This window comes from Rhodococcus sp. OK519 (assembly GCF_003051005.1).
In the GTDB taxonomy this organism is placed as follows: Bacteria; Actinomycetota; Actinomycetes; order Mycobacteriales; family Mycobacteriaceae; genus Prescottella.
The window spans coordinates 465,652-487,014 of record NZ_QAOW01000003.1; the positions used below are offsets into that span (position 1 = coordinate 465,652).

At 68.8% G+C, this 21,363-nt stretch carries 22 protein-coding genes; 4 read left to right on the forward strand and 18 right to left on the reverse strand.

The genetic code is table 11. From position 1 onward, the window contains the following. Positions 1 to 73: 73 nt before the first annotated feature. Entirely contained in the window at positions 74 to 1,039 is a 966-nt protein-coding gene (locus tag C8K36_RS12195; protein WP_107984725.1) for an AraC family transcriptional regulator, read from the forward strand. On the opposite strand, the gene C8K36_RS12200 is transcribed toward C8K36_RS12195, so the two are convergent. The 14 genes from C8K36_RS12200 to C8K36_RS12265 form a co-directional block, all read right to left on the reverse strand. Continuing rightward, positions 1,000 to 1,422: a rhodanese-like domain-containing protein gene (locus C8K36_RS12200; protein WP_107984726.1), complete on the reverse strand. Its 423-nt coding sequence runs from the start codon at positions 1,420 to 1,422 to the stop codon at positions 1,000 to 1,002. The genes C8K36_RS12195 and C8K36_RS12200 overlap by 40 nt on opposite strands. Next, positions 1,419 to 2,006 (reverse strand): cysteine dioxygenase, encoded by a 588-nt coding sequence (locus tag C8K36_RS12205; protein ID WP_258195386.1) that lies wholly within the window; start codon positions 2,004 to 2,006, stop codon positions 1,419 to 1,421. Before C8K36_RS12205 ends, C8K36_RS12200 begins: the two co-directional genes overlap by 4 nt. 152 nt (positions 2,007 to 2,158) lie before the next feature. Next, positions 2,159 to 2,971, reverse strand: coding sequence for a type III pantothenate kinase (locus C8K36_RS12210; RefSeq protein ID WP_107984727.1), 813 nt, complete (start codon positions 2,969 to 2,971; stop codon positions 2,159 to 2,161). 4 nt (positions 2,972 to 2,975) lie between these two features. After that, positions 2,976 to 3,398 (reverse strand): aspartate 1-decarboxylase, encoded by a 423-nt coding sequence (panD, locus tag C8K36_RS12215; RefSeq protein WP_107984728.1) that lies wholly within the window; start codon positions 3,396 to 3,398, stop codon positions 2,976 to 2,978. Positions 3,399 to 3,431: 33 nt separating this feature from the next. Beyond that, positions 3,432 to 4,367: a pantoate--beta-alanine ligase gene (panC, locus tag C8K36_RS12220; RefSeq protein WP_181319517.1), complete on the reverse strand. Its 936-nt coding sequence runs from the start codon at positions 4,365 to 4,367 to the stop codon at positions 3,432 to 3,434. 5 nt (positions 4,368 to 4,372) lie between these two features. Then, entirely contained in the window at positions 4,373 to 5,299 is a 927-nt protein-coding gene (locus tag C8K36_RS12225; protein ID WP_107984730.1) for a Rossmann-like and DUF2520 domain-containing protein, read from the reverse strand. A 123-nt stretch (positions 5,300 to 5,422) separates the two neighbouring features. Next, a complete protein-coding gene (locus C8K36_RS12230; protein ID WP_107984731.1) occupies positions 5,423 to 6,445 on the reverse strand; it encodes a DUF6779 domain-containing protein in 1,023 nt (340 codons plus the stop codon). Between the two features lie 93 nt (positions 6,446 to 6,538). Further along, positions 6,539 to 7,006, reverse strand: coding sequence for a DUF3180 domain-containing protein (locus tag C8K36_RS12235; RefSeq protein WP_107984732.1), 468 nt, complete (start codon positions 7,004 to 7,006; stop codon positions 6,539 to 6,541). Then, a complete protein-coding gene (gene folK / locus C8K36_RS12240) occupies positions 7,006 to 7,518 on the reverse strand; it encodes a 2-amino-4-hydroxy-6-hydroxymethyldihydropteridine diphosphokinase (protein ID WP_107984733.1) in 513 nt (170 codons plus the stop codon). The genes C8K36_RS12235 and folK overlap by 1 nt, the downstream gene beginning before the upstream one ends. Then, positions 7,515 to 7,907 carry a dihydroneopterin aldolase gene (folB, locus tag C8K36_RS12245; RefSeq protein ID WP_107984823.1) on the reverse strand — a complete coding sequence of 131 codons (393 nt, stop codon included), beginning with the start codon at positions 7,905 to 7,907 and terminating at the stop codon, positions 7,515 to 7,517. The genes folK and folB overlap by 4 nt, the downstream gene beginning before the upstream one ends. Positions 7,908 to 7,932: 25 nt before the next feature. Further along, positions 7,933 to 8,757, reverse strand: a complete 825-nt coding sequence (folP, locus tag C8K36_RS12250) for a dihydropteroate synthase (RefSeq protein ID WP_181319528.1) — start codon at positions 8,755 to 8,757, stop codon at positions 7,933 to 7,935. 32 nt (positions 8,758 to 8,789) lie between these two features. Beyond that, positions 8,790 to 9,407 carry a GTP cyclohydrolase I FolE gene (gene folE / locus C8K36_RS12255; RefSeq protein WP_107984735.1) on the reverse strand — a complete coding sequence of 206 codons (618 nt, stop codon included), beginning with the start codon at positions 9,405 to 9,407 and terminating at the stop codon, positions 8,790 to 8,792. Between the two features lie 84 nt (positions 9,408 to 9,491). Then, entirely contained in the window at positions 9,492 to 11,837 is a 2,346-nt protein-coding gene (gene ftsH, locus C8K36_RS12260) for an ATP-dependent zinc metalloprotease FtsH (RefSeq protein ID WP_107984736.1), read from the reverse strand. 261 nt (positions 11,838 to 12,098) lie between these two features. Next, a complete protein-coding gene (locus C8K36_RS12265; RefSeq protein WP_258195387.1) occupies positions 12,099 to 13,457 on the reverse strand; it encodes an amidase family protein in 1,359 nt (452 codons plus the stop codon). 153 nt (positions 13,458 to 13,610) lie between these two features. Between C8K36_RS12265 and C8K36_RS12270 the strand changes: the two genes are divergently transcribed. After that, positions 13,611 to 15,899, forward strand: a complete 2,289-nt coding sequence (locus C8K36_RS12270; RefSeq protein WP_107984824.1) for a serine/threonine-protein kinase — start codon at positions 13,611 to 13,613, stop codon at positions 15,897 to 15,899. Here C8K36_RS12270 and hpt read toward each other — a convergent pair. From hpt to dacB, 4 genes are read right to left on the reverse strand one after another with little or no spacing between them, the layout of a single operon-like run. Next, the gene (gene hpt, locus C8K36_RS12275; protein ID WP_107984738.1) at positions 15,860 to 16,414 is read right to left on the reverse strand and encodes a hypoxanthine phosphoribosyltransferase; all 555 of its coding nucleotides are present in this window, start codon (positions 16,412 to 16,414) and stop codon (positions 15,860 to 15,862) included. The genes C8K36_RS12270 and hpt overlap by 40 nt on opposite strands. Positions 16,415 to 16,426: 12 nt before the next feature. Next, complete coding sequence (gene tilS, locus C8K36_RS12280; RefSeq protein WP_107984739.1) at positions 16,427 to 17,407, reverse strand: tRNA lysidine(34) synthetase TilS; 981 nt, start codon at positions 17,405 to 17,407, stop codon at positions 16,427 to 16,429. After that, positions 17,404 to 18,456, reverse strand: a complete 1,053-nt coding sequence (locus C8K36_RS12285) for a zinc-dependent metalloprotease (RefSeq protein WP_107984740.1) — start codon at positions 18,454 to 18,456, stop codon at positions 17,404 to 17,406. The genes tilS and C8K36_RS12285 overlap by 4 nt, the downstream gene beginning before the upstream one ends. 33 nt (positions 18,457 to 18,489) lie before the next feature. Then, positions 18,490 to 19,896: a D-alanyl-D-alanine carboxypeptidase/D-alanyl-D-alanine endopeptidase gene (gene dacB / locus C8K36_RS12290; protein ID WP_107984741.1), complete on the reverse strand. Its 1,407-nt coding sequence runs from the start codon at positions 19,894 to 19,896 to the stop codon at positions 18,490 to 18,492. Between the two features lie 179 nt (positions 19,897 to 20,075). Between dacB and C8K36_RS12295 the strand changes: the two genes are divergently transcribed. Both C8K36_RS12295 and lexA read left to right on the forward strand, forming a co-directional pair. Beyond that, positions 20,076 to 20,567 (forward strand): inorganic diphosphatase, encoded by a 492-nt coding sequence (locus C8K36_RS12295; RefSeq protein WP_107984742.1) that lies wholly within the window; start codon positions 20,076 to 20,078, stop codon positions 20,565 to 20,567. A 100-nt stretch (positions 20,568 to 20,667) separates the two neighbouring features. After that, complete coding sequence (gene lexA / locus C8K36_RS12300) at positions 20,668 to 21,330, forward strand: transcriptional repressor LexA (RefSeq protein WP_107984743.1); 663 nt, start codon at positions 20,668 to 20,670, stop codon at positions 21,328 to 21,330. Positions 21,331 to 21,363: the final 33 nt, after the last annotated feature.

Consider the following 21,363-nt stretch of genomic DNA (forward strand, 5'->3'; position numbering starts at 1 on the left):
TTCGAACGCCAGTCGTCGATACGATCCATAGTCGAAAGTCGCAGAAACATACGCCAGCGTCTAACTTCGTGTCATGGATGCACTGTCGATGATGCTCGCCGGATCGAGGGCGGAGGGCGCATTCCTTCTGCGCTCGCTGCTCGATCCCCCGTGGTCACTGCGCATCGAGGACCACGCTCCCGTCACCGTGCTGGTTCTTGTGCGCGGATCGGCAATCGTCGTCTCGGACACCGGTCAGAGCGAGTACCTCGAGGCAGGCGACGTCGCACTCCTTCGTGGACCCGACCCGTACACGGTCGCCGACCGGCCGGACACGCCGCCACACGTGATCATCGACGAGAGCCAGAACTGCCACGCTGCCGCCGGAGCACCCGCCCTGCGCATGACCGGCCTCGGCGTCCGGACGTGGGGCAACGCGTCCGGCGGATCGACCGCGATGCTGACCGGCACCTACCGATTCGACAGTGTTCTCAGCCGGCAACTGCTCGACAGCCTCACCCCGATCGCGGTGGTGCCCCGCAGCTCCGGCACCGAACCGATGATCGCCCTTCTGGCGCAACAGATCACGCTGGACAGGCCCGGCCAGGACGCCCTGCTCGATCGGCTACTGGATCTCGTCCTGATCGCATCGCTGCGGGAATGGTCGGCCCTCAACCCGTCACGGTCGCCGAACTGGATCACAGCCTACGACGACCCGATCCTCGGGAATGCCCTGAAGCTGATCCACAATCAGCCGGAGCGGCCGTGGACCGTCGAGAGCCTGGCCCGCGAATGCAATTGTTCCCGCGCCGCTTTCGCACGAAGGTTCTCCGAGCGCATGGGCATCGGGCCGGTCGGCTACCTCACCGAATGGCGCCTGTCCGTCGCCGCCGACCTGCTGTCGAACCCCGAACGGACCGTCTCGACGATCGCCACCGAGGTGGGCTACTCCAGCCCGTTCGCGCTCACTGCCGCGTTCACCAGACACCACGGGGTGAGCCCCCGGGAGTTCCGACGCCGTCAGTGCGCCGAGACCGCCGCGAGCTCGCGGGTGCAATGACGCTCACCCATGAGTGCGCCGAGCAGACCCGCAGCCTTGACGGCCTTGTAGCCGCCCACCAGGTCGGTGGCCTTGTGTAGCCCGAGCTGCCGCAACGATGCCGCAGCCAGGCTCGAGGTGTAGCCCTCGGAGCACACGATCACCCACTCGACATCGTGATCCACGGCCAACGCGAGGTTCGCGTTGCTGGTCGGATCGAGGCGCCACTCGAGGACGTTGCGCTCGATGGCGAGCGCACCGGGCAGCGTGCCCTCGATGGCGCGCTGCGCCTGGGGGCGGATGTCCACGAAGATCGCGCCGCGCCGGTAGGCCTCGGTCAGTTCGAAGACGTACATGCGGTCGATCTGCGAACGAGCGTCGTCGAGCATCTGGTCGATGGTCACTTGGATTCCCCTTCGGGCAGATCGGTCAGCTCGGTACGGGTGCGGCGCAGCGCACCGTGCTCGGTGACCTCGTAATAGGACATGGCGGCGAGCGGCGGCGAGTACGCGTGCACGCTCAGAGTGGGTTCGGAGATGTCGGTGACGGGTCCCGGTGCACGCATCACGTCGTGCACCCACCCGAGCGGGAAGGAAGCCTGATCGCCCGCGTCGAGCGTCCGACGACGCAGTTCGCCGCCCACCCAGCGGTATTCGGCCAGACTGCCGCTCAGCACCGTGAGTGCACCGAAAGACCCTGCATGGTCATGTAATTCGGTGGAGCGGTCGGGAACCCAGCTGATCAGCCAGACGTCGACGTCGTCGTCGGAGTGCAGGCGCGTGGACCAGCGCTCGGCCGTCGGGAAGGCTGCCGGCAACAGGTGATCGTGCCGACCCTCGATGACGTCGGCGGCACCCTGATCGGTGATCCGGAGCAGGTCGGCGGGGCGCAGGCGCGTCGGCAACGACGAACCGAGACGACGGACGTCGGGATGAGCGGCAAGATCGAGTGCAGACGTGGAAACGTCAATGGAATATGCAGAATGCATGAGCAAAGCTCCAAGAAGTGAAATTGGTCAAGGCAGCGTTCAGCCTCGACAACACTCCTGGGCGCTCATGCAACGGAACATGTCGAACAGTGTGACACAACATCGCCGGCGACGAAACCCCGAAGGCGCCGTGAGACCCGCGACTTCGACCCTCAGACCTCGCTGCGCCGCGCTCCGCGACGCGCAAGGTTACGTTCGTAGACCAGGCGCAGGCCCTCGAGCGTGAGTTCGGGTTCGTGGTGCTCGACGGTCTCGCACTCCGGCATGATCAGCAGCGCGCGGTCGCCGGTTGCGATGACGGCGACGTCGTTACCACCGAATGCCGTGAGCTCCGCACGAACTCGACGCACCAGACCGTCGACCAGGCCGGCGAAGCCGAACACGGCACCGGACTGCATGGCTTCGACGGTGTTCTTGCCGACCACCGACCGCGGGCGCACCAATTCGACCTTGCGCAGCGCCGCGGACTGTGACGCCAGCGCGTCCGTGGAGATCTCGAGTCCCGGAGCGATGGCGCCGCCCAGGAATTCCCCCTTCGCGGACACCACGTCGACACACGTCGACGTACCGAAGTCGACGATGATGCAGGCGCTGTCATAGAAGTGATGCGCGGCAAGGCTGTTGACGATGCGGTCGGCCCCGACCTCCTTGGGGTTGTCGACCAGCAGCGGCACCCCGGTACGCACGCCGGGCTCCACCACTACGTGTGGGACGTGGTCCCAGTAGCGCGCGAGCATCACCCGGATCTCGCGCAGCACCGACGGAACGGTCGACAAGGCCGAGACACCGGTGACCTGTTCGGCATTCGCACCCAGCAGACCCCGGAACGTGAGCGCCAACTCGTCGGCGGTCATCCGCGCATCGGTTCGCATCCGCCAGTCCTGCACCAACTTCGAGTGCGCACCGCTGCCGGTGAACAGTCCGAGAACGATGTTCGTGTTCCGGACGTCGACGGTGAGAAGCACCGCCCTACACCAGACTGGAGAGCATCCGCGGCGTGATCAGACCGGAACCCTCGGGCGCGTGCGCGGGGTCCGAACCGAGCTCGACCGGCTTGTTGTCACCGTCGACGAACACGACCCGTGGCGCATACTCGCGGATCTCCTGCTCGTTCATCACGCCGTACGCGATAAGAATGACGAGGTCTCCGGGATTCACCAGATGCGCTGCGGCACCGTTGATCCCGATGACACCCGAGCCTCGCTCGCCGGTGATCACGTATGTCTCGAGGCGAGCGCCGTTGTCGATGTCGACGATTGTGACCTGCTCACCCTCGAGCAGATCTGCCGCCTCCATCAGATCCTGGTCGACGGTCACCGACCCCACGTAGTGCAGGTCGGCGTGCGTGACCGTCGCCCGGTGGATCTTCGACTTCATCATGGTGCGCAACATGTTCGGCCCTTCGATATTTCCGTGGAGAGGAGGTCAGTAGATGTCTGCGACGGTCGGATCGCCTGCCTGCGCGTCGCGTTCGAGGAAGCCGGTGCCCACCGCGACGCCGACATTGTCGATCAGCCGGGTGGCGCCGATCCGGGCGGCGACGAGGAGGCGGCCGTCGCCGCGCTCGGGGGCAGGGCCGAGGTCGACGCCGCGGACCTCGAGGTAGTCCACCTCGACCTCGGGCACGGCCGCAAGGACCTGTCGCGCAGTCGCGAGGATCGCCTCGGCGCCACCGGATGCGGCATGCGCGCCCGCGACGAGCGCCGCCGACAGGGTGGTGGCGAGCTGACGCTGCTCCGCATCCAGGTACCGGTTGCGCGACGACAGCGCCAGCCCGTCCTGCTCGCGCACCGTCGGGACGCCGATGATCCGGACGTCGAAGTTGAGGTCGCGGACCATCTGCCGGATCAGCGTCAGCTGCTGGTAGTCCTTCTCCCCGAAGAATGCGCCGTTGGGCGCGGCGATCTGCAGCAGCTTCGCGACGACGGTGAGCATGCCGGCGAAGTGCGTCGGCCGGCTGCCGCCCTCGAGCTCGGCGCCCAGGGGGCCGGGCAACACCGTGGTGCGCGGGCCGTTCGGGTACATTGCGGCCACAGTGGGAGCGAACACCAACTCGACGCCCTCGGCACGCAGCAGCGCCAGATCCGCGTCGAGCGTGCGCGGGTACGCGTCGAGATCCTCGCCCGCACCGAACTGCAACGGATTGACGAAGATCGACACGATCACGACCGCACCGGTCAGCTTCGCCTGCCGCACCAGCTCGATGTGCCCGGCGTGCAGCGCACCCATCGTCGGGACGAGCGCCACCTGACGGCCGACGCCGCGCAGCGCCTTCGACACCCGCGTCACGATCGCAGGGTCGTGGTGCACGGTCAGTTCGCCGCGCTTGTATCCGCCCTGCAATGCAGAAGCTTCGGTCACAGTGCTCACCTTCGGTCCTCGAGTACTTCCATCAGTTCGGGCTTGGATCCCGTACGTTGTGCGGTCCGCAGCGACAGCGCGCGATAGCCGGCGGCCAGTTGCGGGTCGACGTCCTCGAGAACCTCGAGGTGCTTCGCGACGGCTGGTGCGTCCCCGCGGGCGACGGGTCCGGTCAGCGCCGCCTGTCCACGCCGCAGTGCGTTGTCGAGTGCCGCCGACAGCAGCGGTTGCAGGACACGCTCGGGCAGCCCGTTGGGGTCCTGCCCGATCAGTTCCTGTCCCAGCAGTTCCTGCCCTTCGAGCGCGACCCTCAGCGCCGCGACCGCGTCGACGACCAGAGTCACGAGGTGATTGCTGCCGTGCGCGAGGGCCGCGTGGTAGAGCGGACGGAGGTCCTCCCGGACGCGAACCGGCTCACCGCCGATCTCGAGGACGAGGGACTGGCCGATCGCGTAACCGATGTCGTCGGCCGCGGTGATCCCGAAGCACGCGTCGGACAGGCGCGCGGTGTCCTCGGCGTGGCCGGTGAAGGTCATCGCGGGATGGATCGCGAGCGGTACGACGCCCTGCGCGGTGAGAGGCTCGAGGATGCCGATGCCGTTGGCGCCGGAGGTGTGCACGACGATCGTGCCCGGCCGCACCGAATCCGTGGCGGCAAGGCCCTTGATCAGACCTGCGAGTTCGTCGTCGGGTACGGCGAGGACGAGCAGTTCCGCGCGGGCGGCCACCTCGGGCACCGACAGGATCTCGCTGTCCGGCAAGCGGGTCTCGGCGCGGTGGACGGAGGCGTCGGACACCGCGGAACAGGCGACGACGAGATGACCGACTCGCTCCAACGCGGAGCCTACGGCTGTTCCGACCCGCCCAGCGGAGACGATTCCTACCGTCAATCGCGCGGGCGCAGGTCCATTGGTGATCCCGAAAGAGGTCACACTTGTCCTCTCGTTCGTTCCAGTCCCGCTCGGCGGGTACCAGACGTCCTGCGGAGAGAATAGCGCCGCCGGAAGAGGCGACGCCACGGGCTGGCGACGTGATCTACAGCACGGGGTGAGTCGTCACTCTGCGCGGCGGCGCCGACGCGGCGCGCCGTCGCCGGCTTCGGCGGTCTTCATGTTGGCCATTATCTCGGCAACCGACAGTCCGCTCGAGTGTGCGCCGGCGCTCTCGGAATCCTCGGAGAGTCGTCGCGAGCGCCGCGACCCGGGAGTCGCCTCCTCGTCGACGGAAGTCGCCTCCTCGTCGATGGGGGTCGCCTCCGGTTCAGACACCTCCGGTTCAGGATTCTTCTCCGGTACCACCTGCACTACGGGCTGTTCCACGTCGTCGTCGTCGACCGCCTCGACATCGAGCGGTTCCGGCTGGACCGGTTCCGGCTGGACGATGGTCGTCTCGGCGGTCATCGGCTCGTCGTACGGGGTCGCGAGGGAGGGGCCGTGCGGCGCAGGGGTCTGTGTGCTGTTCCGGGCGGTGTCGTTCCGGCCCGAGCCGTTCCGGTCCGTGTCGTTCCGGCCCGTCTCGTTCCGGCCCGTGTCGTTCCGGCCGGGCTCGTTCCGGCCGGGCTGGGCCCCGGGGACGAACAGTCCCGATGCGGCCGGTTGGTAGCTGCCGGAAAGCTCCTGCACCCGAGTCGACTCGGCCCGCAGTGCGACCCGGTCCTCGGGCAGCAGTCCGTCGAACAGAACCTCGAGGTTCTTGCGCAGGGCAGCAAGCTCCTCGCGCAGCGCCGCGATGGTCTCGGCCTCGGCGCCCAGTTCGCCACGCACCCGCACCTCGACGCCGAGTTCGTACTCGCGGCGCGCAGAGATCTCGCGCTCCAACTGCAGCTCGTACACCTTCTGCAGGTCGCGGACCTTGGCCTTGTCGAGTGCGGACTCCCGGCGGAACTTCGTCATCGCGATCGCGCCGAGCGTCGCGGCCCACAGCGCGACGACCAACCCCACACGCAGGAGTTGGACGCTTTCACTGAAGATCAAGAGGAGCGACGCGACCACGGCGAGTACGACGAGGCCGGCGACGATCATCTGGCTCGCACTACGCCGGTTACGGCGTACTGACTTGGCGCGACCGGGAACCGTCATGCGATCAGGGTAACTGGACCGCAGAGGTTCCCCGGTTCGGACACAACGGTGGCCACAATCCGTTATGCCCGATTGGAGCGGGGCGGGTCGGGGTCAGTGCGCGGGTTCGTCCGGGTGGTCGTCGGGAGTCCGGCAGCAGTGCTCGAGCCACAGCGCGGCGGCCACCAGCAAAACGGCCGCAACCAACCCGACGATGACGCCCGGGCTGTCGGACACCGCCGCCCGCAGGTGCGATCGCTGCGGCCACAGGTACACGAGGAAGCCCGCCCAGACGCCGGCACTCGCGGCTCCGACCAGTGCTGACGCCTTCGCGAGTGCGACCGCGCGGGCGGCGGTGATCGGGTGCAACTGCCGCGGGCCGTCGCCGATGGCGTGCCCCCGCACCCGTGAACGGACAACGAACGCGAGAATCGTTTCGATGAGGGCAACCGGGTACAGCGACGCTCCGGCATAGACCGGAATCGGCGGGATCGAACCATAGGCGACCCGCAGCAGCAGCCACGTCGCCACTGCGGCCAGCAGAGCCAGCGACAGCAGGTCCCAGATCCGGGTCGGCTTCATCACAGTGACCGTAGTTCCAGTCGCTGCGCCGTCCGACGAACTCCGTCCCTTTCACTCACGTCCAATTTCGCGAGTGCGTCCTCCACCCGGACCGTTGTCCCGGCAACCGCGAGCGTCGCGTCGGGTTCGACGGCCAACCACGGCACCAGCACGAAGGCCCGCTCGTGCGCCCGCGGATGCGGCAGCGTCAGTTCCGGATCATCGCTGCGGATTCCGTCGCACACCACCACGTCGACGTCGAGTGTGCGCGGACCCCACCGCTGCTCGCGGACGCGATCGGCGGCCACCTCGAGTTCCTGCCCGCGGCGCAGCCATCCCAGCGCGTCCGTGTCGGGATCGTCGACGACGACGATCGCGTTGAGGAAGTCCTGCTGGTCGACGCCGCCCCACGGCGCCGTCGCGTACACCGGCGACACCGCCACCACCCAGTTCTGCAGACCGTCCACGACGCCCTGTAGGTGGGCCAGGCTGTCGCCGATATTGGACCCGATGGACAGGACGGCCCGACTCATCGCGGTATCCCCGAGCCGGAACGGGACCGCGTCGCCACCACCGCGACATCGGCGAAGGTCAGCGGAATGGGCGCGGAGGGCTTGTGCAGCACCACTTCCACGCCGCTTACCCGCTCGTCGAGCATCACGTCGTCCGCGATCTCCGCGGCCACGGTCTCGATGAGGTCGCGCACCGGACCGCCGACGATTTCGGCCGCGCGCTGCGCCAGATCGCCGTAGTCGAACGTGTCCTGCAGGTTGTCGGACGCGGCCGCCGGAGCGAGGTTCATCCACAGCGTCACATCGACGTAGAAGTCCTGCCCGTCCCGTTTCTCGTGGTCGAAGACCCCGTGGTTGCCACGGACCTTCAGTCCGCGCAACTCGATGCGATCGCCGCCGACATCACTCACCGCCACCTCCTGGCACGAAAGACAATCAACTCTGGGAAGTACGAGCCTGAGAGCCGCGGGCCCACGCCCCGGCGACCGCGATCGCGTCGAGCGACGCCTGAGCGTCGTGCACCCGCACCCCCCACGCGCCGTGGGAGGCCGCGAGCGCCGAGATCACGGCGGTCGCGGTCTCGCGTCCGGCGGGCGGACGCACCGTTCCGTCCGCGTCCGCCAGCAGCGATCCGAGGAACCGCTTGCGCGAGGCGCCGATCAGGACGGGGAAGCCGAGTTCGACCAACTCGGGAAGCCGGTGCAGCAACTGCCAGTTGTGGTCGGGGTCCTTGACGAAGCCGAGGCCCGGGTCGAGCACGAGGGCCGACGGGTTCACTCCCGCCGCGACCGCGGCGTCCACCTGGACCATCAGTTCGTCGCGCACGTCCCGGACGACGTCGCCGTAGTGCGTCGAGCCGCCGGCGTGGACGAATCCGTCAGCGGGCCGCCAGTGCATGAGCACCCAGGGCACTCCCGCATCCGCGACGACGCGGGCCATGTCCGGGTCCGCGCGCCCACCCGAGACGTCGTTGATGATGGCGACACCGGCCTCGATCGCGGCCTGGGCGACGGACGCCCGCATAGTGTCGACACTGACGGTCACGCCCTCGGCGACGAGCGCCGCGATCACGGGTGCGACCCGCGCGGCCTCGATCTCCGGTTCTACCCGCGCCGCGCCCGGCCGGGTGGACTCACCGCCGACATCGACGATGTCCACGCCGAGCCGATGCAGATGCACCCCGTGCGCGACGGCCGCGTCCCGGTCGAGAAACTGCCCGCCGTCGGAGAAGGAATCGGCGGTGACGTTGAGGACGCCCATCACGACGGGCCGACCGGGGCGCGGTAAGGCGATCACTTGCGCAGGATCAGATCCAGCGCCTCGGCGCGCGAAGCGGAGTTCGACTGGAACAGGCCCCGCACCGCCGACGTCGTCGTGCTGGCACCCGGCTTGCGGATCCCCCGCATCGCCATGCACAGGTGCTCTGCTTCGACGACCACGATGACGCCGCGCGGATCGAGCTTGGTCATCAACGCATCGGCGACCTGGGTGGTGAGCCGCTCCTGCACCTGCGGACGCTTGGCGTACAGATCGACCAGCCGGGCGAGCTTCGACAGACCGGTGACCCGGCCTTCGGCGCCCGGAATGTAGCCGACGTGCGCGACACCGTGGAACGAGACGAGGTGGTGTTCGCACGTGGAGTACATCGGAATGTCGCGCACCAGCACGAGTTCCTGATGTCCCTCGTCGAACGTCGTGTTCAGGACGTCGTCCGGGTTGGTGTACAGCCCCGCGAAGACTTCGCGGTAGGCGCGCGCCACACGGGCCGGGGTGTCCAACAGACCCGGGCGGTCGGGGTCCTCGCCCACCGCGATCAGCAGCTCACGGACAGCCGCTTCGGCACGTGCCTGATCGAAAGGCCTCCCCGTCATGAGGGCGACCGACTCACTCCCCAACTGATTCACCGACAACCGACCGCACCTCCAGTATCGGGGCTGACTGCCCTGGCCCACCCCGATAGGGGTGAGCCAGGGCCAAGCCTAGTTGCGAGCCGACTACTGCGAGCCGCTCGGCCCCTCCCAGGCCTGCGTCCGAGCATCGTCATCAGACCGTCCGGTCCCTTCATCCCCAGGTCGCTTACCGTGCGTACCCCCGGGCGCGCCCGGGTTCTGCTGCGGCGGTTCCCATTGCGGGTACTGCTGCCAGCCACCGTGCTGGGTCCGGTTGCGGTCCTCGGCGGTGTCCTTCGGCGGCCACCCCGGTGCCGACCACCCGGCTGGAGCGCCGTAGTCAGGAGTGGTGCCCTGCACGGGCGGCTGCGCCGGGGCGGCCGGGTAGGACGGCTGCGGCTGCGCGGCACGATTCGGTTCCGGGGTGTCGTACCCGTTGACCGGGGCAGCGGCGTCCAGTGAGTCCCGCTTCGCGAACGTCGGTTGCGGCATCGCCTGCGTCGGCTCGGTGGCCGGCGGCCACGTCTCGCCACGCTCGACGGCGAGTTCCCGGGGCGTCTTGATCGGCGGCTTGGTCGACGGCTTGCGATCCCCGAACACGTTGAACGCGGTGATGCGGGGGCGCTTCTCGACGCCCGTGAAGATCTGCTCGAGATCCTTCCGGGTGAGGGTCTCGCGTTCGAGCAGCTCGCGGGCCAGGATGTCGAGGACGTCGCGGTACTCGTCGAGGATCGACCAGGCCTCGGTGTGCGCGGCCTCGATCAGGTTGCGCACCTCCTCGTCGATCTCGCGAGCAACCTCGTGCGAGTAGTCGGAGTTCATACCCATCGACCGGCCCAGGAACGGGTCGCCCTGCTCCTGTCCGTAGCGGACCGCACCGAGCTTGGCACTCATGCCGTATTCGGTGACCATCGCGCGAGCGATCTTGGTGGCCTGGTCGATGTCCGAGGACGCGCCGGTCGTGGGCTCGTGGAAGACGAGTTCCTCGGCGGCACGGCCACCCATCGCCATCACCAGACGAGCGATCATCTCGGACCGCGTCATCAGGCCCTTGTCGTCCTCGGGCACAGTCATGGCGTGACCGCCGGTACGTCCGCGGGCCAGGATCGTGACCTTGTAGATCGGCTCGATGTCCGGCATCGCCCAAGCCGCGAGCGTGTGGCCACCCTCGTGGTACGCGGTGATCTTCTTCTCGTGCTCGGAAATGATCCGGCTCTTGCGGCGCGGACCACCGATCACACGGTCGACGGACTCCTCGAGCGCCGCCTCGTTGATCACCGTGCCGTTCTCGCGGGCCGTCAGCAGCGCGGCCTCGTTGATGACGTTCGCCAGGTCTGCACCGGACATACCGACGGTGCGCTTCGCGAGACCCTCGAGGTCTGCGTCCGGCGCGATCGGCTTGCCCTGCGAGTGGACCTTGAGGATCGCGCGGCGACCGGCGAGGTCGGGGGCGCCGACCGGGATCTGCCGATCGAAACGGCCCGGGCGCAGCAGCGCGGGATCGAGGATGTCGGGACGGTTGGTCGCGGCGATCAGGATGATGCCGGTGCGGTCGCCGAATCCGTCCATCTCGACCAGCAGCTGGTTGAGCGTCTGCTCGCGCTCGTCGTGGCCGCCGCCCAATCCGGCGCCACGCTGGCGGCCGACGGCGTCGATCTCGTCGACGAAGATGATGCAGGGACTGTTCTGCTTGGCCTGCTCGAACAGGTCGCGCACGCGGGACGCGCCGACGCCGACGAACATCTCGACGAAGTCCGAACCGGAGATGGTGAAGAACGGCACGCCGGCCTCGCCGGCAACGGCGCGGGCCAGCAGCGTCTTGCCCGTGCCGGGAGGGCCGTAGAGCAGCACGCCCTTGGGGATCTTGGCGCCGAGGGCCTGGTAGCGCGCGGGGTTCTGCAGGAAGTCCTTGATCTCGTAGAGTTCCTCGACCGCCTCGTCGGCACCCGCGACGTCCGCGAAGGTCGTCTTGGGCATGTCCTTCGACAGCTGTTTGGCCTTCGATTTACCGAAGCCCATCATTCCGCCGCGACCGCCGCCCTGCATGCGGTTCATGACGAAGAAGAAGATGCCGAGCAGGATGATCATCGGCAGCACGAACAGCAGGATCGACGTCAGCCAACTCTCCTGCGTCACGCTGGTGTTGTACTCCTGCGCGCCGGACGCGGCGACCTTGTCGAAGACCTGCTCGGAGGCCGCGCTCGGGTACTTGGCGAGGACCTCGGTCTTGCCGTCGGTGGCGTCACCGTTCTTGAGCCACAGGCGCACCTGCTGCTCGCGGTCGTCGATCTGCGCCTTGTCGACGTTCTTGGCGTCGAGTTGGGCGATCGCCACCGAGGTGTCGACCGACTTGAAGCCGCGTGTGTCGTTGCCGAAGTAGCTGAAGGCATAGATCACCAACAGGACGCCGGCGACTATCGCCAGGTTGCGGAACACAGTCTTGCGGTTCATACAGGTTCGGCCACGGCGGCCGGTCCTTTCGATAGTGCGGGCTACGCTCGTGCAGATTCACGGGTCTTCAGTCCAGCGAACCGGACAAATCGACTCCCGGCTGTCCGGACATCTCAGATTACCGCGAACGATGATGCTCGACGCCTGGTAGCAGCCATCCACTCCGAGAAGTGGCGTCATTGCGTTCAACGCACGACGGTGCCGTCCCGGTTCCCGATGCCCGCCGATCGACACCCACGGTCACCCGATTCGTGCCGCAACTCACACGTTCGCGTGCCGCGGCCAGCCCTGCCGACGTTCGAGTTCGGCGGCCACCGCGAGGATTGTCGCCTCACCCCCGGGGGGCGCGACGACCTGCACGGCGATCGGGGTTTCCGACCCGCTGTGTATACCGACCGGCACGCTCGCGGCGGGCCATCCGAGGACGTTCCAGAGCGCACTGAACGGTGCATATCGTACATTTGCGACCACGTTGGACGCCCAGGACTTCTCACTCCATGCGAGCGCGCGGATCGGTGGCTGCGCGAGCGACGGTGTCAGGATCACGTCGTGGTCGGCGAAGAATCCCCGCATCCGCGCGTCCAACCGGTCCACCTGGGACTGCCGGACCAGGCCCGCCCGCTCGATCACTCGGCCGATCGCGGCATGCCGTCGGGTCCGCGGCTGCAGCAGCGTCGGGTCCAGCCCGTCGGCGTCGGCCGCGGTGCCGGCGAGCCAGCGCACGAACGCCGCAGACATCAACGGCGGGTACGGCACCTTCACCGTGCGGGTGTGGTGGCCGCCTTCGCCGAGCAGCGCGGCCGTCTTCGCCACCCCGCGAGCCCATTCGCCGTCCAACGGCACGATCGGCGACGGCGTGTTCGTGTCCACGCCGATCCGCAGCGGCCGTGGAGTCGACAGAGACACCTCGGCCAGGTCCGGCCGCGCGGCCAGCACCGACAGCATCAGGGCCGCGTCCCGCACGGTCGACGCGATCGGTCCGTTCTCCGACATCCCGAACCACGAATGCACGCCGAGTTCGGCCGGGACCAGGCCGCGGCCGGGCTTGATACCGAAGACGCCGCAGGCCGCCGACGGGATCCGGATCGACCCCATTCCGTCGGCGGCCAGGGCGATCGGCACCATCGCGTCGGCGACCGCGGCCGCGGAACCACCCGACGAGCCGCCCGGCCCGTAGGACGTGTTCCAGGGATTCCGGGTGATCCGGCCCGGCGAGTCGACGGCGCCCCACACACACAGTTCGGGAACGGCGGTCAGACCGATCGGGATCGCGCCGGCGGCGCGCAGGCGCGCGACGGTCGGGTGATCGTGGGTGGAGGGCGACGGGTCCGTGGCCAGCGAACCGTCCCGCATCGGTTCACCGGCGACTTCGACGTTGTCCTTGATCGCGACGGGAACGCCGGCCAAGGGCAGGTCGGCCAGGTCCGGCCGCGCGGCCAGCGCCCGCGCCTCCTCGACGGCCCGATCCCGCATGACCCGCACGAACGCATTGATCCGCGGATCGCGCTCCTCGATCCGGCGCAACGCGTCCTCGACGGCGGTGACCGGCGACAGCTCGCCCGAGCGGACCCGGGTGGCGATCGACACGGCGGTGAACTCCTCGACCAGGTGATCTCGCACCTGACGAGTATCCGTCCGTCGGCGATAGTATTTCGAGTACCCCGAGGGGTGAGTTCCTTCCACCCTTCTGCACTCCCCCTCCTCGGACGGTGACGAGTGATGGACGGTTCAGTCGAATCGACCGCCGATGCCGCGAACTCCGCATCGACGGTCATGGGCGGGCCTTCGAACGACCTGGGCACGCAGACCGTGTCGTTCCTGGCCGACGTCGTGGCCCGGTTCGCCTCCGCTTGGGAGTCGGCGACCGACGGCACGACTCCGGACCTGGACACCTTCCTTCCCGGAGGCCTGCCGGTCGGTGACGCGTTGCGCCGCGCCGCGCTCGTCGAGTTGATCAAGGTGGATCTCGAGTACCGGTTGCTGCACACCGATCAGCCGAGGCCGCTGTCGTCGTACTGCGCACAGTTTCCGGAACTGCGGACGAAGCCGGTGCCGGCGGATCTCATCTACGAGGACTTCCATCTGCGTCGCCGCGGGGGGCACACCGTCGATGCCGTGGACTACGCGCGTGAGTTCCCCGAGCACGCGGGCCGGTTGGCGGATCTGCTCGACGGCACCGGCGACTATCGCAGCACGCTCGTGGCGCAGCCGGGCGCGCAGCACGCGCTCGACCAGGTGGACGTCGGCGACAGCATCGACGACTTCGACCTGCTCACCGGGCTGGGCCGCGGCTCGTTCGCCCGCGTGTTCCTGGCCCGGCAGCGTTCCATGCAGCGGTTGGTGGCAGTGAAGATCTCGCACGACCACGGCACCGAACCGCAGACCCTCGCCCAGCTGGACCACGACTACATCGTGCGGGTGTTCGACCAGCGACTGCTGGCCGACCGCGAACTCAAGCTGCTGTATATGCAGTACGTCCCGGGCGGCACCCTGCTGGACGTCCTGCGCCGCGTCCGCGAGCACCCGGCCGATCCCCAGCACCCGCTGTCGGGTCGCGTGCTACTCGAAGCGATCGACGCGGTCCTCGAACGCAAGGGCGAGATCCGGCCGTCGGATTCCAGCGTCCGCGACGAGATCGCGACGCTGAGTTGGCCGGAGACGGTCGCCTGGCTGGGCCGACGTCTGGCAGACGCTCTCGACTACGCGTACGAGCACGGCGTGCTGCACCGCGACATCAAGCCCGCGAATGTGCTGCTGACGTCGGAGGGTGTCCCCAAGCTCGCAGACTTCAACATCAGTTTCAGCGACCGGGTGGCCGGCACCAGTCCGGTCGCCTACTTCGGAGGGTCGCTCGCCTACATGTCGCCCGAGCAGTTGGAGGCGTGCCACCCGGAGCTGTCGGGCTCGGCGACCGACCTGGACGCCCGCAGCGATATCTACGCGCTCGGCGTGATGCTGTGGGAACTGCTCACCGGACGCCGGCCCTTCGAGGACGAGCAGGGAGCGGGCGAGTCGGCGACGTCGCTCGAGCGGATGCTCGCCCTGCGCCGCCGCAGCATCGACCCGCAGTTCCAGGAGGAATTGCCCGACGACTGCCCCGCGGCCCTGCGCCGCGTCCTGCTGACCTGCTTGGCCCCCGACCCGAGCGATCGGTGGACGACCGGGGCGGAGCTGGCGCAGCAGTTCGACCTGTGCCTCGACGCCCGTGCCCGTGACCTGGTCGATCCGCCGCCGACCAGCTGGCGGTACCGGCTGCGGCCGTGGATGATCCCGATCGTCGCGCTGGGTGTGGGTGTGCCGAACACGCTGGCCGCGATCTACAACTATCACCACAACAAGACGCTGATCATCAGCGAACTCTCCCCCGACGCCCAGCAGCGGTTCGTCCAGATCTCACAGGTGATCAACAGTGTCCTGTTCCCGTTGGGGTTCTTGTTGATCATCTACTTCTGCCGCTACGTCATCTCGGTGCCGCGCGGTCTACGGAAGGGCCGCAGCTACGACGCCGCGACCCTCGCTCGTGCCCGCGCCGACACCCTGCTGATGGGTGACCGGATCGTCGCGGTCGTCTTCGCGCTGTGGCTCTTCGCGGGGATCGCGTTCCCGGTCTCGATGCAGATCGCCGCGGGCAGCATCCCGCAAGGCGCGTACGTGCACTTCCTGGGGTCGCAGATCGTGTGCGGCGCGATCGCCGTCGCCTATCCGTTCTTCCTGGTCACGTTCTATGCGGTTCGATGCCTGTATCCGTCGCTACTCCCGCACGGCATCGCCAGCAGCAGCGACGAACGCCGACTCCGCGGACTGGACCGGCGCAGCACCATGTACCTGGCGGTGGCCGCCTCGGTGCCGCTGATCGGAGTCGCCGGGGTGACGTTCCTTTCCCCCGACGAGATCTCCGTCGTGATCTACGCGGTGCGGGTGCTCTGCGTCGGCGGCGTCATCGCGTTCGTGTTCGTGTACTGGCTGTTCCGCCTGCTCGAGGAGGACCTGCGGGCGCTCGAACGCGTCGTGTCCCAGGGGACCTATCCGCCGTACACCTTGGGGTCGAGGGTGCCGATGTAGGGCAGGTCGCGGTAGCGCTCCGCGTAGTCGAGGCCGTAGCCGACGACGAACTCGTTGGGGATGTCGAAACCGACGTGCGCGACCTCGACGTCGACCTTGACGGCGTCGGGCTTACGCAGCAGCGTGACGACCTCGAGCGACGCCGGGTTGCGGGTCCGGAGGTTGCGCATCAGCCACGACAGCGTCAGACCGGAGTCGATGATGTCCTCGACGATCAGCACGTGGCGGCCGGCGATGTCCTTGTCGAGGTCCTTGAGGATCCGCACGACACCGGACGACGACGTCGACGAGCCGTACGAGCTGACGGCCATGAACTCCATCTGGGTGGGGATAGGCAGCGCCCGCGCGAAGTCGGTCATGAAGAAGATCGCGCCCTTGAGGACACCCACGAGCAGCAGATCGTCCTGCATCGGTTCGTCGGCATAGCGGGCCGCGACGGCCTCGGCCAGTTCGGCCGTGCGCTCCTTGATCCCGTCCTCGGAGATCAGTACCGATGCGATGTCGCCCTCGTACACGGAGCATTCCCTTCAGTCGTTCACGAACCCCGCCGACAGCCTGCCACGCCGCCGGGAAGCAACCAACCTGACTCCCACCCTGCCGCCGCCGAGCGCGACGCCGCCTTGGCCCCGCCAGCGGCCGATCAGCTCGTCGACGGCACGTAACTGCTTGTCGGTCAATGCTTTCGCTCCACTGTCGAGCAGCCACAGCCGCAGCGCCCGTCGGCGCACAGCGACGGGGACGTCGACGAGGTACTCGATCACGAGGTCGTCTCCGTCACGTGCGGACGCGGCGGTCTGTTCCGCGAGGGCGTCGAGCACCTCGCCGTCCTCGCGGAGGTGCTCGGCGGTCCGCGCGAGGGCCGCGGCGACGCCGCCACCGAGGGCGGCCTCGAGCAGCGGCAGCACCTCGTGACGCAGGCGGACGCGGGTGAATGCGGGGTCCGAGTTGTGTGGGTCCTCGTGCGGCGCGAGGCCGAGTTCGGCGCACGCCCGGCGGGTCACATCGCGGCGCACCCCCAGCAGCGGGCGCCCCCACGGCGCGTCGTGGCCGGCCATTCCCCGGATCGACCGTCCGCCCGATCCGCGGGCCAGACCCAGCAGGACGGTCTCGGCCTGGTCGTCGAGGGTGTGACCGAGCAGCACCGGGTGCCCGGAGCGGGCGGCGTCCAGGGCGGCGTATCGCGCGGACCGGGCGGCTGCCTCGAGTCCCCCGGGCCCGCTGACGTCGACAGGCACGACGTCGGCGCCCGCGCAGCCGAGGTCGAGGGCCCGCGCGGCCGCAACCGCGGCAACCTTCCCGGACCCGTCCTGCAGTCGGTGGTCGACGACGACGGCGCGCACCGACGGCGCCTCGGCGACGGCCGCTGCGGTGAGGGCGAGCGAGTCGGCGCCGCCGGAGAGGGCCACGACGACAGCCCCGGCGGGGTGATGCCGCGACAGCCAGGCGCGCACCGCGTGCCGGACGTCGAGGATTGCGGGTTCCTCCGGGAGCACGACCCGCGCGGTCACCCCAGGACCCGGGTGATCCACAGGTCGGGATCGTCGATCTCCGCGGCGACGGGCATCGTGTCGGGGCCGGACCAGATCGCGTTGAACTGCTCCATCCCGACCTTCGCGACGACCGCGTCGACGAAGGCCTTGCCGCGCACGTACTGCGCCATCTTGGCGTCCATCCCGAGCAGCGCGCGGACGAGACGCTGGACGGGGTTGCTCTTGCGGTGGCGGCGCGCGTCGAACGCCTTGCGGATGCGGACCACCGACGGCACCACGTCGGGACCGACGGCGTCCATGACGTGGTCGGCGTGGCCTTCGAGGACGGTGCCCAGCATCAGCATCCGGTCCAGGGCCTGGCGCTGCGGTTCGGCCTGCGTCGCGCGCAGCAGTCCGACGACGCCCCGCTGGTCGGCGGGCAGGTCGTCGCCGCGGCGCCGCTCCCGCAGCGCGCCGGAGAGCCTGGTGACCATCTCGGTCATCGGTTCGTCGGTGGACTCTCCCAATGTCGCGACCGACTGCCGCATGTAGTCGCCCATCCACGGCGCCGACGAGAACTGCACGCGGTGCGTCACCTCGTGCAGGCACACCCACAGCCGGAAGTCGGAGGGCGGGACGCGCAGGGTGCGCTCGACCTGCAGCACGTTGGGCGCGACCAGGAGCAGTGCGCCGTGCTCGCCGGTGAAAGGGTCGTACTGGCCGAGGATGGCCGACGACAGGAACGCGAGCATCGCGCCTGCCTGCAAGCCGGCGGGCTTACCGGCCAGCAGTGTCCGCTGCCCGGGATCGAGTTCGGAGCCGGTGAGCTGCGCCATCGACTGCGCAGCCGCGTGAATCCAGCCGGCCCGGTCCAGTACCTGTGCCTCGGGGATCGGCAGGCCGTCCGCGAGTCGGGTGACGTCCCGGACCGGTCCCTCCGCCCGGATCGACGCCTGCGCGAGTTCCGCGACGACGGCCTCCGCGGTGTAGCGGGACGTGGCGGGTCCGGCCGGAGCCAGCCGCGCGCCGGCGCGCGCGGCGATACCCCAGTCCACCGTGTTCGCGAATCCGTGCTCAGATTCCGTCACGTCCCGACCCACCTCCGGTTGTTACCCGCTCATTCACCTGCATCCGCACAGACGCAGCGCGCCCGCCACCGCGTCGAGTGCGGGACGGCTCACCTCTGGCGGACGATCGTTCGACATCAGCGCGAACGTCAGTACCCGGCCGTCCACGTCGACGACGTACCCCGTCAACACGCTCGCGACGGAAAGAGTTCCCGTCTTGGCGCGCACCCAGCCCGCGCCTGAACGATCGCCCGACGCGTACCGGTCGGACAGCGTGCCGGTGGCACCGGCGACGGGCAGGTCGTCGAGCATGGGGCGCAGTTGCGGCTTGGTGTCGCCCGCCGCGGCGGTCAGGACGTCGGCGAGCAGTCGCGACGGGATGCGGTCGTCGACCGACAGCCCGCTGCCGTCGTGCAGGGTCAGCCCGTCCATCTTGAAGCCCGCGTCATACAGCGCTTGGCCGATGGAGGCGGTAGCACCCGCGAACGACTGTTCGGCGTTCTCGGCGACGGCGACCTCGCGGGCGATGGCCTCGGCGAGCACGTTGTCGGACCTGCGCATCATGACGCCGAGGCGGTCGCGCAGTGGCGCGGACAGCACGCTGGCGACGGGCGCGGCACCCGATTCGGCCTTGCCGACGGTGACGCGGGCGGGGTCGATGCCGAGGGCCTGCGCGAGGACGCGGCCGGTGTCGAGCGCGGGGGTGGCACTGCGCGGCGACTCGTCGGCGAAGGGGTCGATCCGCGCGCCGTCGATCATGAGCGACTCGATGGGCGCGATGTAGCCGGCGGCGACGTCCTCGGGCATCCAGCCCTGCGCCATCGTCGGGCCGGTGTAGGCGCTGGTGTCGACGACGATGCTGTCCACCTCGGTGCCGGCGCGGCGGATCTGTTCGACGAGGTCGGCGACGCGGGGCGCCCCCGGGTAGTAGCTGGGTTGCCCGACGGGCTGCGCCGTCAGGGTGGGATCTCCCCCGCCGACCAGCACGAGTTCGCCCGGACGCGAGCCCTGTACGACGCGCGTCTCGACGCGGTGCTCCGGGGCCAGGGACAGCATCGCGGCGGCCGCGGTGAGGATCTTGGCGGTGGACGCCGGCGTCATCGGGGCGTCGGGGTTCTGGCTCCACAGCGTCGTGCCGGTCTGCGCGTCGGCGACGACGCCGGTGAACGCACCGAGCGCCGGATTCGACACCAGCGGGGCGAGGACCGCACCGAGCGCCTCCCGCGTGGGCATCGGGGCGTCGTCGGGGACGGGCACTACCTGCGGTGTCGCGGTGACCGGCGACGGCTGCGCGGATGTCGCGGCGCCGTCGGAGGCGGTGGCGGTGTCCCGCTGGACGAGGACGATCGCCAGTCCGGCGACCGCGAGGATCAGCACGACGGCAAGCGAAATCAGGATCCGAACATTTCGGCGTCGGCGACCGGCCAGCGCGCCGATCCTCTTCTTTCCCTCGCCCGCCAACGTCCCTCCGAAATCTCTCGCCGCCGTTTCGACGGACTATCCAGATCGTCTCGAGCGAGGTCCCACAAGGTTCCGGCACCCGCATCACACAGTATCGCCGACCCGCTACCCTTTTCCCGAACCGTCTACCCAGGCGGCAGAGGCAGACAGCCAGAAGACCCAGACAGTGAGGACATGACGTGGAGTTCGACGTCACCATCGAAATCCCCAAGGGCCAGCGCAACAAGTACGAGGTCGACCACGAGACCGGCCGCGTGAAGCTGGATCGCTACCTCTACACCTCCTTCGGGTACCCGGCCGACTACGGCTACATCGAGAACACCCTCGGCGAGGACGGCGATCCGCTGGACGCGATGGTGCTGCTGCCCGAGTCGGTCTTCCCCGGTGTCCTCGTCGAGGCACGCCCGGTCGGCATGTTCAAGATGGTCGACGAGGCCGGCGGCGACGACAAGGTCCTGTGCGTTCCCGCGGGTGACCCGCGTTGGGATCACATCCAGGATCTCGCGGATGTCGCACAGTTCGAGCTGGACGCCATCCAGCACTTCTTCGTGCATTACAAGGATCTCGAGCCGAACAAGCACGTCACGGGCGCCGACTGGGTCGGTCGCGCCGAGGCCGAGAAGGTCATCACGGAGGCTGTCGAGCGCCTGAAGGCCAACGGCGGACACTGACGCTTTCCAGGTGAAGGGGTGGGACCACGATCGTGGTCCCACCCCTTCACTGTCGCTGCTGTTTTCGGGGCCGTCCGACTCCCCCACTACGATTTGCCGGGTGACCGGTTACGACGATCTCGACATGTTCGGCGGCCTCGACGCCTCCACCCTGCCGTCCCGCCAGCAGCGGATCCTGGTGACGATCCGCGACTGGGCGGACGCCCACGGGTGCCCGCCGAGTACCCGTGAGATCGCGGACACGGTGGGGTTGCGCTCGACGTCGTCGGTGTCGAAGCATCTGAAGAGCCTGGAGGACAAGGGGTTCCTGCGCCGCGGCGGCGCGATGACCCGACAGCTCGACGTCCGCCCGTTCCTCGCCGGTTCGGCCCCGGGCCGCGCGTCGGAGAACACGGTGACCGTTCCCGTCGTCGGCGACATCGCGGCCGGCGCACCGATCCTCGCGGAGGAGCACACCGACGAGGTGCTGGCGCTGCCGCGCGAACTCGTCGGCTCGGGCACCGTCTTCGCGCTGCGGGTGCGCGGCGAGTCGATGGTCGACGCCGCGATCTGCGACGGCGACACCGTCGTGGTGCGCCGCCAGGACGAGGCTCACTCTGGCGAGATCGTGGCCGCGATGATCGACGGCGAGGCCACTGTGAAGGTGCTGCGCCGACGAAACGGCCACGTGTTCCTCGAGCCCCGCAACCCCGCCTACGAGGTCATCGACGGCGACGAGGCCGTCATCCTCGGCAAGGTGGTCTCGGTGATGCGGCGGATCTGAGCGCGCCGCGTCCCCCTTCGAATGCTCGTTCCT

What these genes read in the sequence shown, in the direction of transcription:
- C8K36_RS12205 (WP_258195386.1), bottom strand. Translation starts at nt 2,006, where the DNA reads ATGCATTCTGCATATTCCATTGACGTTTCCACGTCTGCACTCGATCTT.
- C8K36_RS12230 (WP_107984731.1), bottom strand. Translation starts at nt 6,445, where the DNA reads ATGACGGTTCCCGGTCGCGCCAAGTCAGTACGCCGTAACCGGCGTAGT.
- folP (WP_181319528.1), bottom strand. Translation starts at nt 8,757, where the DNA reads ATGGGCGTCCTCAACGTCACCGCCGATTCCTTCTCCGACGGCGGGCAG.
- ftsH (WP_107984736.1), bottom strand. Translation starts at nt 11,837, where the DNA reads ATGAACCGCAAGACTGTGTTCCGCAACCTGGCGATAGTCGCCGGCGTC.
- C8K36_RS12195 (WP_107984725.1), top strand. Translation starts at nt 74, where the DNA reads ATGGATGCACTGTCGATGATGCTCGCCGGATCGAGGGCGGAGGGCGCA.
- C8K36_RS12270 (WP_107984824.1), top strand. Translation starts at nt 13,611, where the DNA reads ATGGGCGGGCCTTCGAACGACCTGGGCACGCAGACCGTGTCGTTCCTG.
- panD (WP_107984728.1), bottom strand. Translation starts at nt 3,398, where the DNA reads ATGTTGCGCACCATGATGAAGTCGAAGATCCACCGGGCGACGGTCACG.
- C8K36_RS12235 (WP_107984732.1), bottom strand. Translation starts at nt 7,006, where the DNA reads ATGAAGCCGACCCGGATCTGGGACCTGCTGTCGCTGGCTCTGCTGGCC.
- folK (WP_107984733.1), bottom strand. Translation starts at nt 7,518, where the DNA reads ATGAGTCGGGCCGTCCTGTCCATCGGGTCCAATATCGGCGACAGCCTG.